The 14,636-nt window shown below is 67.2% G+C and carries 7 protein-coding genes and 1 pseudogene; 5 read left to right on the forward strand and 3 right to left on the reverse strand.

What is annotated here, in order from left to right; genetic code table 11:
• The 3 genes and pseudogenes from ABZ348_RS33410 to ABZ348_RS33420 all read right to left on the reverse strand — a co-directional run.
• Positions 1-230 (reverse strand): annotated as a pseudogene (locus ABZ348_RS33410) (L-lysine 6-monooxygenase); the annotation flags it as partial.
• A 477-nt stretch (positions 231-707) separates the two neighbouring features.
• Complete coding sequence (locus ABZ348_RS33415; RefSeq protein ID WP_358939562.1) at positions 708-1,394, reverse strand: LmbU family transcriptional regulator; 687 nt, start codon at positions 1,392-1,394, stop codon at positions 708-710.
• 318 nt (positions 1,395-1,712) lie between these two features.
• Positions 1,713-2,459 (reverse strand): alpha/beta fold hydrolase, encoded by a 747-nt coding sequence (locus tag ABZ348_RS33420; RefSeq protein ID WP_358939563.1) that lies wholly within the window; start codon positions 2,457-2,459, stop codon positions 1,713-1,715.
• Between the two features lie 502 nt (positions 2,460-2,961).
• Between ABZ348_RS33420 and ABZ348_RS33425 the strand changes: the two genes are divergently transcribed.
• From ABZ348_RS33425 to ABZ348_RS33445, 5 genes are all read left to right on the forward strand, one after another.
• Entirely contained in the window at positions 2,962-3,177 is a 216-nt protein-coding gene (locus ABZ348_RS33425) for an MbtH family protein (RefSeq protein ID WP_358939565.1), read from the forward strand.
• Positions 3,178-3,584: 407 nt separating this feature from the next.
• Complete coding sequence (locus ABZ348_RS33430) at positions 3,585-5,171, forward strand: amino acid adenylation domain-containing protein (RefSeq protein ID WP_358939567.1); 1,587 nt, start codon at positions 3,585-3,587, stop codon at positions 5,169-5,171.
• A gap of 33 nt (positions 5,172-5,204) precedes the next feature.
• Entirely contained in the window at positions 5,205-5,435 is a 231-nt protein-coding gene (locus tag ABZ348_RS33435) for a phosphopantetheine-binding protein (protein ID WP_358939584.1), read from the forward strand.
• Between the two features lie 197 nt (positions 5,436-5,632).
• Entirely contained in the window at positions 5,633-6,820 is a 1,188-nt protein-coding gene (locus ABZ348_RS33440) for an NAD(P)/FAD-dependent oxidoreductase (protein WP_358939569.1), read from the forward strand.
• A gap of 43 nt (positions 6,821-6,863) precedes the next feature.
• Positions 6,864-14,627: an amino acid adenylation domain-containing protein gene (locus ABZ348_RS33445; RefSeq protein WP_358939571.1), complete on the forward strand. Its 7,764-nt coding sequence runs from the start codon at positions 6,864-6,866 to the stop codon at positions 14,625-14,627.
• Positions 14,628-14,636: the final 9 nt, after the last annotated feature.

Below are 14,636 nucleotides of genomic sequence, written 5' to 3' on the forward strand. Positions count from 1 at the left end.
TGGCTGTGTTCGGTGCCGCCCTGGAGGTAGACACCGCAGGTGAGGTCTGATGCGGTGACGAGGCGGTAGTCGCGTTGCACGCGGTGCTTGCCTGTTGTGTCGCGCTGGAAGTGCTGGTCGAAGTCGCCGAGGAGGAAGGCGGGATCCACGCCGTCGTAGCCGGTGGCGAAGACCAGGGCGTCGACGGCGAGTTCCTCCGTCCGGTTGTCGCGCAGCGAGCGCAGCACCACCTGCGTACCGTCCCCGGCGCGTTTGACCCTTCGGAATGGGACAAGGCGGACCCTAGCCGTCAGAGAACCGCACTCGTTGAGGAAATCGGAGCTCTGCCGAACCGTTCGTCGGACGTCGTACTTTTCGGGAGACGCGGCACCACGTGAGATGACCACACTGCAGGTGGTGAGCTCGTTGGTGGTGCCGTCGCCCTTGCGCATCTGGATGAGGCGCAAATCTCCTTGCCAAGCCTGCTCGACATACCCATGAAGTCTCTCCCGATTGCGTCCGGAAACCTCGGCTAATGGCCAGAGGGCCCGCCATGTAGTGTGGTTCGGAGAGTGCGTCAAAGGCAACGAGAAGGCGGCATGAAGTCCCCCAGAGAACTTCCACATGCGTGCTCGACATTCAGAAGCATTGTCCTGTTGACGGGACGGCGATAAGGTCGACGCAGATTCTTGAGCCTTCGTACGCACGGCCTATCGCGTATCGCTCGCTCAGGCTCCGGTCGCCACCGGCTGAGCCTGCTCGGCGTCGTTCCCGGGCCGGGCGTTCTCCCCGGAAGCGCTCGTGCCCAACGCGGCCGGGCCCGTGGATCTTTTGAGCCCGGAGATCTCCCCTTGCTCGGTCGGCTCGCCGAGGGCCTCCAAGGCACTCGCAGCCGCGCTGTTCAGTGTGGTCGTCACCCACTGCTCGAAGTCGACGCCCAGTTGTTCCGCTACCTTGTGCCACCACTGGAGGTGATCGCCGGGAACCTCCAGACGACGGCTCGGCTCGGTGCGCGTGGGTGGCTGCTGCTCGCCCTGGCGCGCGGCGCGGAGGGCGCCGCGCAACTGCTTGGTGGTCCACTGCTGCTGTTCAGCCCTCTCAAGCCAGCAGTCCTGTTCCTCAACCGGCATGGAGGCCAGCTCGGCGTGGTGCTGGAAGCTCAGGGTGGGCCGGCGCCGCGTGAGGTCGAAGCGCCGTGAAACCCACGCGTAGTTGCGCAGGGTCTGGTAGGAGAGGCCTATGGCGCGTATTCCGCGCTGGTACCGGTCGGTGTAGTGGTCCTTGCCGTAGACGAGCCAGTCGCCCAGCCACCAGGAGGACGAGTCGAGGACACCTGCGAGCTGGCGCCCGGACCGTTCCCATTCGTCGTAGGCCATCCCGGTCGGCATTTGCAGACCCACCTTGGTCGTCAGCACCTGGCCGCGGTCTGGTCCGGCCCCTGCGGCGGGCGACCGTCGTGGCGGGGGCTGGGGAAGGGAGGTTGTTGGGCCGCTCCGCGACCCCAGGGTTGAACCGGCCTGCTTCGCCATCACGCCTCCTTGAGTTGGGTGCACACAACCGGCCAGGTCTCGCGGGACGGGCTGAAGCGGCGCCGGGGCGGTGCTTAGTACTTGCGCGGTGAACACGTGTGGTGCGTGGCGCCGATGGTCGGGTGACGCGTGTCGTTCGGGTCGACCGCTCGGCGGGGATCGTCGGGGGTGTCGGGCGGACGGGCAATGGCGCCCATGGGAGGTTCAGCAGGAACGCGCCGCGCCCCCCGCGTGGAGCGCCGTGGTTGCGTCCTGTGCGATCTGCCGCAACAGCGGCCAGGGAGCGTCCATGAAGTAGAAGTGACCGCCGTCGAAGACGCTCAGACCCAGGAATCGGTCGGTGTGCTTCTCCCAGCCCTTCATCAGCCGGGGTGCGGCGGAACGGTCCTCGGTGCCGGCGTAGGCGGAAAGTGCCACGGGCAGTGGGCGGGCGTCGGGAGCGAGGCGCCAGTCTTCTGCCAGGCCCAGGTCGGCGCGGATGGTCGGTGCGAAGAGGGACCATAGGTCGGGGTCGTCGAAGACCTCGTCGGGTGTGCCGCCCAACTGCTGCAGATGGTTACGCAGTTCGGTGTCGGACAGTTCGCGGTACCCGCTGCCCAGGCCCGTCGGCTGTGGTGCCGGCTGTGCGGAGAGGCCAACCCACACCGGTAGCGGTAGGCCCTGGTCGACGATCCGTCGGCTGATCTCATACGTCAGGACGGCGCCCATGCTGTGTCCGAAGAGCGCGTAGGGGCAGGTCAGGTCGGGCTCGATGCTGCGCAGCAGGAAGTCGGTGAGGTGGCCGACGTCTCTGATAGGCGGCAGGTCGATGAGGAGACCGTGGCCGGGTGCGTCGAGCAGCCGTACGTCCCATGTGTCCGGCAACTCGGCCGGCCAGTTGCGGTACTGCAGATGTGAGCCCCCCGCGTGGTGCAGGACGAAGAGGCGCAGGGTGGGTCGTGAGTGGTCCATCGTTCCCCCTCGGATCGGGCCACGCGTCTTCGACCATAGAGCGGGGGCCGATGCGCAGGGCGTGGACACGAGAAGAGTTCTGCCACTGTTGCAGCGGCTCTTGAGCGTTCCTTTGAGGCCTCCGACGACGCGGGCGGCCGATGAGCCGCCCGGCTGTCGACCGTCGGCTTGACGCTCGTCCACCGGAATCGGCGGAGCTGAGTTCGGTGGACGGACCCGCCCGCAGAGCAGGCGCGGCATCGTTGCACAGGAATGCGACGGGGTACAGAAGATCCCGGTGGGTGCAGGTCCGGAAGGGCGACCGGTTGGCCCGCGAGCACGTCGTCCTTGTAGCGCAGACGTTCGTGTCCTTACGGTGACGTGGCATTGCCGGGGTCGCCCTCCAGCCGGATGTCCTGTCGACCGGACAGCGCCGAGCGGTGACCGGCGTCCGGTGCCTCCTGGCACTCGGCCCGGCGAGCCCCATCCCCAGTAGCCTCGTGACGGTTAAGGACGGTGCCAGTTGAGCACGAACCCATTTGATGACGAGGACGGCCGCTTCTACGTCGTGGTCAATGACGAGGAGCAGCACTCCCTGTGGCCGGTGTTCGCCGATGTGCCCGCGGGTTGGCGCGTGGCTTTCGGTGAGGCGTCCAGGTCCGATTGCCTGGAGTACGTCGAGCGGAACTGGACCGACCTGCGCCCCCGGAGCCTGCGTGAGGCCATGGCGGTGGACTAAAACACCGCACGGATCCAAGGAAGTTAATTCGCCAGGTGCCCTTGGCTCTGTTGGTGCGCGACGGCGCTGACGCGGTGGGGCCGACACCTACGTCTCGGCCGTGAGTGAGAACAGCCGATGTCGGTGAGCAACCGCGGTGAGCCGTTTTGGTCCGTTCCTCGTCAGGTCACGGACCAAGGGGGCGCCCACCACATCGGTGGCAGTCGGCTTCTTGTCACGTCGGCAGCTACGGAGAGGCATCGGCAGACGACCACCGCACTCACAGTCGAGCTGTTCGTCCGCCAACTGGAGTACGACCCGGAACCGGCGCCCGCGCATGGCCTGCCCGTCCACGAGTGGGTGGGCCTGTGCTCGACGTGCCGACCGGCAGACCCAGCACCGGACACCTCTCACATTGGAGTCAGTCAATGATTCTTCAGGGAAGGCGGGTTGTCCTGCCCCCGGAGCCAGTCGTCCACAAGCGGTTCGAAGCGCATGTGCAGGCCACCCCCGACGCCGTTGCCGTCTTCTGCGCCGGGCAGCGGCTGACGTACGCGGAGCTGGACGCGAAGGCGAATCGGTTCGCGCACTTCCTGACGGCACGCGGACACGGTCGGGGTGCGAAGGTCGGCGTCTGTCTCGACTATTCGATCGACATGCTCGTGGCCATCCTCGGCACGCTGAAGGCAGGTGCGGCCTATGTGCCGTTCGACCCGGCCTACCCGGCGGCGAGGCTGCAACTGCTGCTGGGCCAGGTGCCCGATCTCGCCCTGATCGTGGCCTCCCCCGCGACGGCCGGGCTGGTCGATTCCGCGGCTGCCGAGGTCGTCGACCTCCAAGAGCTCTCCGATCTGCTGGACGGTCTTCCCTCGATCGATCCCGGTGTTGCCGTCACCGGGGACGACGTGTGCTACGCGGTTTTCACTTCCGGGTCCACCGGCACCCCGAAGTTGACTGCCGTGCGGCACGAGGGCTGGTTCAACCTGATGAACTGGCTGGAGCTTGAGTACGGTCTGCACAGCGGGTCGAACAACCTGGTCGTCAGTGCGTTCGGGTTCGACCTTTCCCAGCGCAGCCTGCTGACGCCACTGTTCTGCGGTGCCACCCAGTACCTCATGGAGAGTCGGAACTTCGACCCACTGATGGCGTACCGACTGCTGACGAACCATGAGATACGCACGGTGCACTGCGCTTCCAGCACGCTGTACCTGTTGGTGGACTGGGAGACCGCGCGCGGAGGTGAGGTGCTCACCCGGCTTGACTACATGCTGTTCGGTGGGGAGCCGCTGAAGTTCGAACGTATCGCCAACTGGGCCCGGCGCGAGGGCAATACGTGCACCCTCCTGCACCAGTACGGCGTCGCCGAGTGCACGGACGTCGCGACGTCGTACGACCTGTCGCAATATCGGACCGGCGAGCAGGACATCGCACCGGTCGGCCAGCCGGCCTACAACACCGACATCCATCTCCTCGACGAGCAGTTGCGCGGAGTCGGGCGCGGGGAGTCGGGCGAGATCTGCATCTCCGGTGCCGGGGTCGGAGCGGGCTACCTCAACGGCACCGGTCCCGAGAACGAGAAGTTCACCACGATCGAGGTCGAAGGCGTGCCGCTCAGGCTGTACCGCACGGGAGACCGCGGGCATGTGACCGATGCCGGCGAACTCGTCGTCGCCGGCCGAATGGACGCGCAGGTGAAGGTGCGGGGCATGCGCATCGATCCCGCCGACATCGAGCGCGCGCTCGGCAGGTTGGCCGGGGTCCGCGAGGCGGCCGTGGTGGTCACGTACAACGACTTCGGTGAGGCTGAGTTGGTCGCTTTCATCGTCCCCTCAGGAAAGGAACTCACCGAGGACGACCTGCGTACCCGACTTCTGAGGGTACTACCGAGGAATATGGTTCCGGCCAGGTTTGTCAATGTCCTTCGAATTCCCCTGAGTCCGCATGGAAAGGTCGACCGAGCGGGGCTGGTCGATACATGCCGGAACCTGTACGCCAATAGCGGCACGGCTGCGTAGTCGACTGTCTTGATGGCAACCGAGAGGACTGTGATGATTGCCGAAACGGTACGTGCCATATGGTGCCGAGAACTCCAGTGCGATGATATTTCTGTCGATGACGACTTCTTCTCCGTCGGTGGCCAGTCCGTGATCATGTCAAAGATCCAGATTGCCTTCATGAACGAGCTGGGAGTCGAGGTCGCGATGGACCAGATGTACCTCAACCCGACGGTCGCTTCGATCTCCGACTACATCGAATCCACGAATTCGGTCACCCTCTAGATCACCGCTCGACTGGTACCGCGTTCTTCTTCCGCCGATGAGGTGCGGTTCGGAATCAAATGCCCCCGCACGGATTTGTGTCCGCGGCATCGACTATTCCTTCCGTTGTTTCGGTATTGGCTTTGCTCCACCCCAATGGCTCACTTGGCTCCGGCCGTTGGGATTTATGAATCCAATCTGGAAAGAGAGGTGCCGCCATGTACGACGTCATTGTCATCGGTGCCCGTTGTGCGGGTTCGCCGGCGGCCATGCTGTTTGCGCGGCAGGGATATCGTGTCCTGCTGTTGGAGAAGGCGAGGTTTCCGCAGGACACGCTTTCGTCGCACTACATCCACCAGCCGGGCGTGGCGTTGCTCGATCGGTGGGGGCTGCTTGACGAACTCCGCAACGCCGGTTGCCGGCCCATCAACCACCAGAGCTATGAGGCGCTCGGTGTCCGTCTGGAAGGGTTCTCCCTGCCGGTCGACGGTCATCGGACCACGTACGCGCCGCGGCGGTTCGTGCTCGACCCGATCCTCGCCCGCGGAGCCGTGGCCGCCGGTGTGGAGTTCCGCGAGTCATGCACGGTCAACGACCTGCTGTACGAGGGCGACCGGGTTGCCGGAGTGCGGTACACGACGCCTGGCGGCGGTGAGGCGACGGAGCGCGCGCGGCTCGTCGTCGGCGCAGACGGCATGCGCTCGCTGGTGGCCCGCAAGGTCGGTGCGCCGAAGGTCATCGAGCACGCACGGATGACCTGCACCTACTACAGCTACTGGGACAAAGTCCCCGCGCACTTCGAGTTGTACGAACGGCCCGGGCGTTGGATCGCCCTCGCTCCCACCAACGACGGCCTTACGCTGATCATGACCTACTTCCCCCAGAGCGAGTTCTCGGACGTCCGCACCGATGTGGAGTCCCACTACCTCGACGCCGTCCGCACAACAGCCCCCGAGTTGTACGAGCGGATGTCCGATGGCGAGCGCGTGGAGCAGATGTACGGCACCGGGGCGCAGGAGAACTACTTCCGTAAGGCCCACGGGCCCGGATGGGTGCTGCTCGGCGACGCCGTGCACCACAAGGACTCCATCACCGCCCGCGGCATCACCGACGCCTTCCTCCAGGCTCAGTCGCTCACCGAAGAGATCGGGGAGCAACTCCACGACGACATCGCGCTCACGAAGGCGCTGAGGCGCTACGAGAACGGACTGCAAGACACGTCCTACAGCTTCTACCAGGGCGCGCTCAACGCGGCCGAGCTCAAGCCCGAAAGGCACACGGAGATGGTGCGGAAGCTGGTCGGCAACCAGGACCTGACCGACCGCTACTTCTCGACGGTGTCGGGCGCGTACTCCTTCGACGACTTCTACAGCAACGAACTCTTGACAGTACTCGATCAGGGCTGACCGGCGGATTGTTCCCCGACAGACCCGCCGATTTGGAGACTCAATGATCCCGTTGTCGTTCGCGCAGCGCCGGCTGTGGTTCGTGGACCGGTTCGAAGGCCCGTCGCCGACCTACAACGGGGCCTTCGCCCTGCGGCTGACCGGTGAGCTGAGCGTCAGTGCACTGCAGTTGGCGCTGCGCGATGTCGTCGAGAGGCACGAGATCCTCCGCACCGTGATCGTCGAGGACGGTGACGGAGTCCCGCACCAGCAGGTGCTGCCGTCCGGTCGGCAGCCCTTCGATCTGCCGGTGGTCGAGGCCGCGGGGGAGGAGGAGCGTGCGGCGGCGGTCGATGAGCTCGCCACCGCGACCTTCGACCTGGCCACCGACATACCAATCCGAGCCAGGCTGGTGCGGTGCGGATCGCGCGAGCACACGCTGGTGTTGGTGATGCACCACATCGCCGTGGACGGGGAGTCCTTCAGCCCTCTGTTCCGTGATCTCCATGTGGCCTATGCGGCTCGTACGCAGGACCGTGCCCCGGTGTGGGAGCCGCTGCCGGTGCAGTACGCGGACTACACGCTGTGGCAACGGGACGTGCTGGGTGACGAGTCCGATCCGGACAGCCTGGCGGCCAGGCAGCTGGACTACTGGCGACACATGTTGGCCGATCTGCCACAGCCGCTGGCCATGCCCACGGACCACCCGCGTCCGAAGGTGATGGGCCACGCCGGCGACATGGTTCCGTTCTCGATCGCCCCGGACCTGCTGCGGTCGATCGAGAAGCTGGCGGCCGAGGCGGACACCACGGTGTCGATGGTCATGCACTCCGCGCTGGGAGTCCTCCTGCACCACGTCGGCTGCGGTGACGACGTGCCCATCGGGGCGCCGATCGCGGGTCGTGTCGACGAGGAGCTGCGGGACCTCGTCGGCTTCTTCGTCAACACCTGGGTGCTGCGCGTCGAACTGTCCGGGAACCCGACCTTCTCGCAGCTGCTCCAGCAGGTGCGAGAGAGGGCATTGGCCGCGTACGACAACCAGGACCTGCCCTTCGAGCGGTTGGTGGAGCTCCTCAACCCCAACCGGTCCACCGCCTACAACCCCCTCTTCCAGGTGATGCTCGCCTGGCAGGAGCGAGTGCCGGAATTGAAGTTTCCCGGCCTCGCGGTCCAGGTCGCGAAGCTTGAGACCAGTACGGCCAAGTTCGACCTGTTCTTCGACCTGATCCCGAACGAGTCGGGTGGGGTGGGATGCAGGCTGGAGTACCGCACCGACCTGTTCGACCGGGACACGGTCGAACACCTTGCGCGCCGGTTCGTCCGCGTACTCGCTCAGCTCGTGGCCGACTCGGAGCGCCCGATCGGCCGGGTGGACGTGCTCGATGCGGCCGAGCGGGGCCGGCTGCTCACCCAGTTCAACGACACTGCGGCGGCGGTGTCCGAGCTGACCGTTCCGGAGCTGTTCGAACAGCAGGTGGCCAGGACGCCGGATGCCCCGGCGATCGTGTGCGATGAGCGCACCCTGAGTTACCGGGAGCTCGACGACCGGGCGAACGCGGTGGCGTGGGAGTTGGTCCGGCGTGGTGCCGGGCCCGAGGATCTGGTGGTGCTCGCGCTGCCGCGCACGGAGGACCTGGCGGTCGGCCTGCTCGGGATACTCAAGTCCGGCGCCGGGTACGTTCCGATGGATCCGCAGTACCTCACCGGGCGGGCGCAGAGCGTGCTGTCCGATGCGGCTCCGCGTTTCGTGGTCACCGATACCGCGACGTCGCAGGAGTTGCCGGACAACGACATGTCGCTCGTCAACCTGGACCTGCGGGCGCAGTGGGATGCACCCCAAAGGGTGCTGGACGACGAGGGACGGGTCTCGCCCTTGGCACCCGACAACCTGGCGTACGTCATGTACACCTCCGGTTCCACGGGCAAGCCGAAGGGCGCGGCGATCACCCATCGCGCTGTCGTCAACGGCGTGCAGGAACTGGTCCGTGTCCTGGACGCACCGCCCGGATCTCGGATGCTGGCCGGCACGTCCGTGAACTTCGATGTATCGGTCTTCGAGCTCATGTCCACCCTGTCCACCGGCGGCACTGCCGAGGTCGTCTCCTCAGCGTTGGTGCTCGGCGAGCGGGATGGCTGGGACGGCCAGGTGATCAGCACAGTCCCCTCGGTGCTCGGGGAACTGGTCGAGCACCTGGAGAAGACCACCGACGTGCACACGGTCGTCTTCGCGGGTGATGTGCTCCCGGCCCGACTGGTGCGGCTGGTGCGTGAGGCCCTGCCCGGCGTGCAGATCGTCAACTCCTACGGACAGAGCGAGAGTTTCTACGCCACCACGTTCTCCCTCGCGGCGTCCGAGGACTGGACGGAGGGCGACGTCGCGCCGATCGGCACTCCGCTGGGGAACATGCGCGCCTATGTGCTGAGTAGGGGCCTGGCCCCGGTGCCGCAGGGCGTGGTCGGTGAGCTGTACGTGGTCGGGACCTGCCTGGGCCGCGGCTACCACGGTCACCCGGGCATGACCGCCGAGCGCTATGTGGCGAACCCGTTCGGCCCTTCGGGCGAGCGGATGTACCGCACCGGCGACCTGGCCCGCTGGAACGCGCAAGGCCAGCTGGAGTGCCTCGGCAGGAGCGACGGTCAGGTGAAGGTGCGCGGATTCCGCATCGAGCCGGCCGAGGTCGAAGCTGTGTGTGAGCTCTACCCCGGCATCCGCGAGGCAGTGGTGATCAGCCGCGAGGTGCCATCAGGGGGGCATCAACTCGTCGCGTACGTGGTACACGAGGGCGACGGAGCCGTACCTGACGACGGGGCCGGTGGTGTTGGCGATGTGGATGTGCAGGCCGGTGCGTCGGCCGCCGAGCTGCGCCGGTTCGTGGCCGCACGGCTGCCCGACTACATGGTGCCGTCGGCCTTCGTGACCGTCGGCCGGATGCCGCTCGGCCCCACCGGCAAGTTGGACCGTTCGGCGCTCCCCGAACCGGAGTTCGTGGGCGAGGTCTACCGGAAGCCCCGCACGGAGTCCGAGGCGATCATCGTCGCAGCGTACGTGGACGTGCTCGGTGTGGAGCGGGTCGGCATCGACGACGACTTCTTCGCCGTGGGCGGAGACAGTCTGCGGTCCATCCAGGTGGTGGCCAGGGCCCGCGCGCGGGGTCTGAAACTGACCACGAGGGAGATCTTCGAGTGCCGCACCGCGGCCCGCCTCGCCGAGGTGGCCTCCGACCGGCAGGATCTGGTGCCCGCACTCGCGGAGGATGCGAGCGGCGGCGTCGGAGCGATGCCGTTGCAGCCGGTGGCACGGCAAGTGTTCGAGCACGGCGGCGGGATGAATCGATTCGCCATGGCGTTGGCGCTGGAGCTACCCGCGGGCATCGACGAGAACGGGCTCGCCGCGACGTTGGACGCCGTGCTCGACCGGCACGACCTGCTGCGCGCCCAGCTGGTGCGCGGCTACGACCCCAACCTGGAGGTACGTCCTGCGGGTGCTGTACGGGCGGCGGACCTGATCCGCCGGGTTCCCTGCGACGGGCTGGACGAGCCGTCCTCGCTCCAGACGGCGAAGACGGAGCTGGACGAGGCGGCCGGGCGACTCGACCCGGAGGCCGGGACGATGGCGCAGTTCGTCTGGTTCGACACGGCGTCGGGCGCCGGCCGGCTGTTGTTGGTGCTGCACCACCTGGTGGTGGACGGCGTCTCCTGGCGTATCCTCATGTCCGATCTCGCCGAGGCATGGCAGCACGTCCACTCCGGAAGGTCGCCCGAGCTGCCCGCGGTCGGCACCTCGGCCCGCCGTTGGGCACTGGCGCTCCAGGACGAGGCGCTCACCCCGGAGCGGGAAGCGGAACTCCCCTACTGGCAAGACCTGCTGGAGACTCCCACCCCCCCGTTGGGAACACGGGCGTTCGACCCGGCAGTGGACGTGATGTCCACGGTCGACACCGTGCGGGTGCAACTGCCCGCCGAGGTCACTGAAGCGGTGCTGACCAAGCTGCCCGCAGCGTTCAAGGGCACCGGGACCGACGTGCTGCTCGCCGCGCTGGGCTTGGCGGTGAACCGTTGGCGCGGTGCCGAGAGCCCGACCCTGGTTCGCCTGGAAGGCCACGGCCGCGAGGAAGGCATCGTCCCCGGCGCCGACCTCTCCCGGACCGTCGGATGGTTCACCAGCATGTACCCGGCCCGCATCGACGTGCGAGGGGCGGACCTGACCGACGTACTGGCGGGCGGCCCCGCGACCGGAACGGCGATCAAGCAGGTCAAGGAGCAACTGCGCCAAATCCCGGACAAGGGCGTGGGCTACGCGCTGCTGCGCCACCTCAACCCGGAGACCGCCGGGCAACTCGCCGACCATCGGATGCCGCAGATCGGGTTCAACTACCTCGGCCGGATCTCCGACACGGACGTACCCGAACACCTGCGTGCTCAGGGCTGGGGACCTGCGCCCTGGTCCGCCGAGCTGATCCCGGCACTCGACGAGGACCAGCCCGCACTGTCCGCCCTTGAGGTCAACTCCCTCGCCACGGACACCGCCGACGGCCCCCGGCTCCAGACCGCCTTCATGTTCCCCACCGGAGCGCTCTCCCGCGAGCGGGTTCATGAGCTCGCTGATCTGTGGGTCGAGGTGCTGCACGGCATGGCAGCCCACGCCACACGCTCGCAGGTCGGCGGCCTCACGCCCTCGGACGCTCCGCTGGTCGTGGTGAAGCAGGACGAGATCGAGGCGTGGGAGACACGCTACGGTCGGCTGACCGAGGTGTGGCCCCAGTCGCCCGGGCAGTCCGGCATCCAGTTCCAGGCCGCGATGGCCGAGGACTCCTACGACGTCTACCACATGCAGTTGGTGCTGCATCTGTCCGGACACGTGGACCCGGCACGTATGAGAGCGGCCGGGCAGGCGATGCTGGAGCGGTATCCGAACCTGCGAGCCGCGTTCGGGAGCACGGCCGTCGGCGATCCGGTGCAGGTCCTGCCGGACCACGTGACCCTCCCGTGGCGGCACATCGACGTGACCGGTCAGAACGGGGCCGATCAGGACGCGGCGCTCGACACGTTCCTCGCCGAGGACCGGGCCCACCGGCTCGATCCCGCCCGACCGCCGCTGTTCCGCCTGGGGCTGATCACTCACGGATCGCAGCAGGCCAAGCTCATCATCACGGCACACCACACCGTCTTCGACGGCTGGTCTTCGCCACTGGTGATCAGGGATCTGATCCGGCTGTACGCCGGGACCGGCGAACTCCCCCCGGTCCGCAGCTACGGCGACTACCTGACCTGGTTGTCCACGCACGACCGCGAGGCGTCAGCCGCCCGGTGGAAGGCAGAGCTCGATGGATTCGACCAGCCCACACTCGTCGCCCCGGACGCTTCCGTCCAAGAAGGGGCGTCGGCCATCGGGAAGGTCGAGGTGCCGCTGTCGATCGACAAGGGACGTGAGCTCGCCCGGCGCGCCGCGGAACTCGGCATCACGCTCAACACGCTCGTACAGGGTGCATGGGCCGTCCTGCTGTCGAAACTGACCGGATGGCAGGACGTGGTGTTCGGCGCTGCGGTCAACGGCCGGCCGGCAGACCTGATCGGCTCCGACGAGATGGTCGGGCTCTTCATCAACACCCTGCCGATCAGGGTGTTCTGGCGGCCCGACCAGAGCTTCGCTGACCTCGTCACCGCATTGCAGAACCGGCAGACGGCGCTGCTGGACCACCACTACTACGGCCTCGCCGACATCCAGCGCGAGAGCGGGCTACCCGCCCTTTTCGACACGTTCATCGGGTTCGAGAACTACCCGATGGACCGCGAGGGCATGGTCGACGCGAACACCTCGGCGGGCCTCACGATCGATGCCATCCGGCCGATCGCGGGCGCGCACTACGCGCTCGCCCTTGCCGCCGCCGACCCCTATCTGCGGCTCTCCCTCGACTACCAGAAGGACCTCTACACCCTCGCCGAGGCAGAGGCCGTCGGTGCCCGGCTGGTCCGGGTGTTCGAGCAGGTGCTCGCGGACCCGAAGACGCCGGTCAGCGCGATCGAGGTGCTGTCGGACGGGGAGCGGGACCGGTTGCTGCGGGGGGTCAACAACACGGCGCACCCGGTGACCGGGGGCACACTGCCCGACGCTTTCGAGGCCCAGGTGGAGCGCACTCCGGACCGTGTCGCGGTGATCGGCGAGCGGGAGAGCCTGAGCTACGCGACGTTCAACCGGCGCGCCAATCGGCTGGCGCACTGGCTGGTCGAACAAGGTGCAGGCCCGGACCGGTCCGTTGCCGTGCGGATACCGCGTTCAGTCGATCTGATGGTGGCGGCCTGCGCGGTGGCCAAGGCGGGCGCGGCGTACATGCCCGTGGACCCCGAGCTGCCAGAAGACCGCGTGCGACACATGCTCGACAGTGCGCAGCCCCTCCTGGTGCTCGAAGAGGAGTTGCAGGACGTCTCCGGGTATCCGGAGACCAACCCGGAACGTGCGCTGTTGCCGGACAACGTCGCGTACATCATCTTCACCTCCGGTTCCACCGGTGGCCCGAAGGGCGTACAGGTGTCGCACCGGTCCATCATGAACCGGATCGAGTGGGGTCTGGAACACTTCGGTGTCACGGCCGAGGACCGGGTGCTCTTCAGCACGGCGCCGAGCTTCGACGCGTCGATGCCGGAGATGTTCGCACCCTTGCAGGTGGGGGCCTCCGTGGTGATCGCGCGCCCGGACGGGCGCCGGGATCCGGCCTACTTGGCCGAGCTGATCCAGCGCGAGCGGGTGACCGGCGCGGTTTTCGTCTCGTCCCTGCTGGCGGCATTCGTGGACGAGCCCACGGCGCGCGGGTGCACCAGCCTGCGTTGGGTCGAGGTCGGGGCCGAGCCGTTCCCGGCCGCACTGGCCAACCGCTTCGTCGAGCTGCTGCCTGACTGCGTCGCGCACAACCTCTACGGTCCCACCGAGGCGTCGGTGGAGGTGACTACGTGGCAGCACGAGCCGGGTGCGGACCGGCTGCCGATCGGCGTGCCGATCTGGAACACGCAGGTCTACGTGCTGGATGCGGCGCTGCGCCCGGTCCCGCAGGGGGTGGCCGGTGAGCTGTACATCGCTGGCACCCCGCTGGCGCGAGGCTACCTCGGGCAGGCTGTGCTGACGGCGAATCGGTTCATCGCCTGCCCTCACGGCGAGCCCGGAGCGCGGATGTATCGCACCGGCGATGTGGTGCGGTGGACCAAGAACGGCCAGCTTGAGTACGTCGACCGGAGCGACTTCCAGGTCAAGATCCGTGGCCGTCGCATTGAGCTGGGTGAGATCGAGTCGGTGCTGACCGCGCACCCGGACGTCGGCAACGCGGTGGCCGTCGTGCGGGAGGAAAGCGCCGGCGACCAGCGGCTGCTCGCATACGTCGTACCGGGCGGCCAGGTGGACCCGGCCGAGCTGGACATCGAGTTCCTGACGGGCCTGCTCCAGGAGCAATTGCCCGAGTACATGGTCCCCTCGGCGATCGTGCCGCTGGTCGAGCTCCCTAAGACACTGAGCGGAAAGCTCGACCGAGCCGCGCTCCCCGCACCCGACTACGCCGAAGCCGCGGCTGGCCGGGGACCGCGCAACCCCAAAGAGGAAGTCCTCTGCCAGCTGTTCGCCGAACTGCTCGGCGTGGAGGAGATCGGCATCGACGCCGGCTTCTTCGACCTCGGCGGGCACTCGCTGCTCGCCACCCGGCTGATCGGCCGCATACGCAACGAACTCAAGATCGATGTGAAAGTCACGACGGTCTTCGCCAACCCGACTGTCGCCCAGTTGGCAGATCGGCTCGATGAACTGGCCACGTCGAACCGGCCCCAGCTGCGTCAGATGACCGTTTAGGAGAAGCGT

It is taken from the genome of Streptomyces sp. NPDC005963, assembly GCF_040638655.1.
Lineage (GTDB): Bacteria > Actinomycetota > Actinomycetes > Streptomycetales > Streptomycetaceae > Streptomyces.

What these genes read in the sequence shown, in the direction of transcription:
- ABZ348_RS33440 (WP_358939569.1), top strand. Translation starts at nt 5,633, where the DNA reads ATGTACGACGTCATTGTCATCGGTGCCCGTTGTGCGGGTTCGCCGGCG.
- ABZ348_RS33420 (WP_358939563.1), bottom strand. Translation starts at nt 2,459, where the DNA reads ATGGACCACTCACGACCCACCCTGCGCCTCTTCGTCCTGCACCACGCG.
- ABZ348_RS33435 (WP_358939584.1), top strand. Translation starts at nt 5,205, where the DNA reads ATGATTGCCGAAACGGTACGTGCCATATGGTGCCGAGAACTCCAGTGC.
- ABZ348_RS33430 (WP_358939567.1), top strand. Translation starts at nt 3,585, where the DNA reads ATGATTCTTCAGGGAAGGCGGGTTGTCCTGCCCCCGGAGCCAGTCGTC.
- ABZ348_RS33445 (WP_358939571.1), top strand. Translation starts at nt 6,864, where the DNA reads ATGATCCCGTTGTCGTTCGCGCAGCGCCGGCTGTGGTTCGTGGACCGG.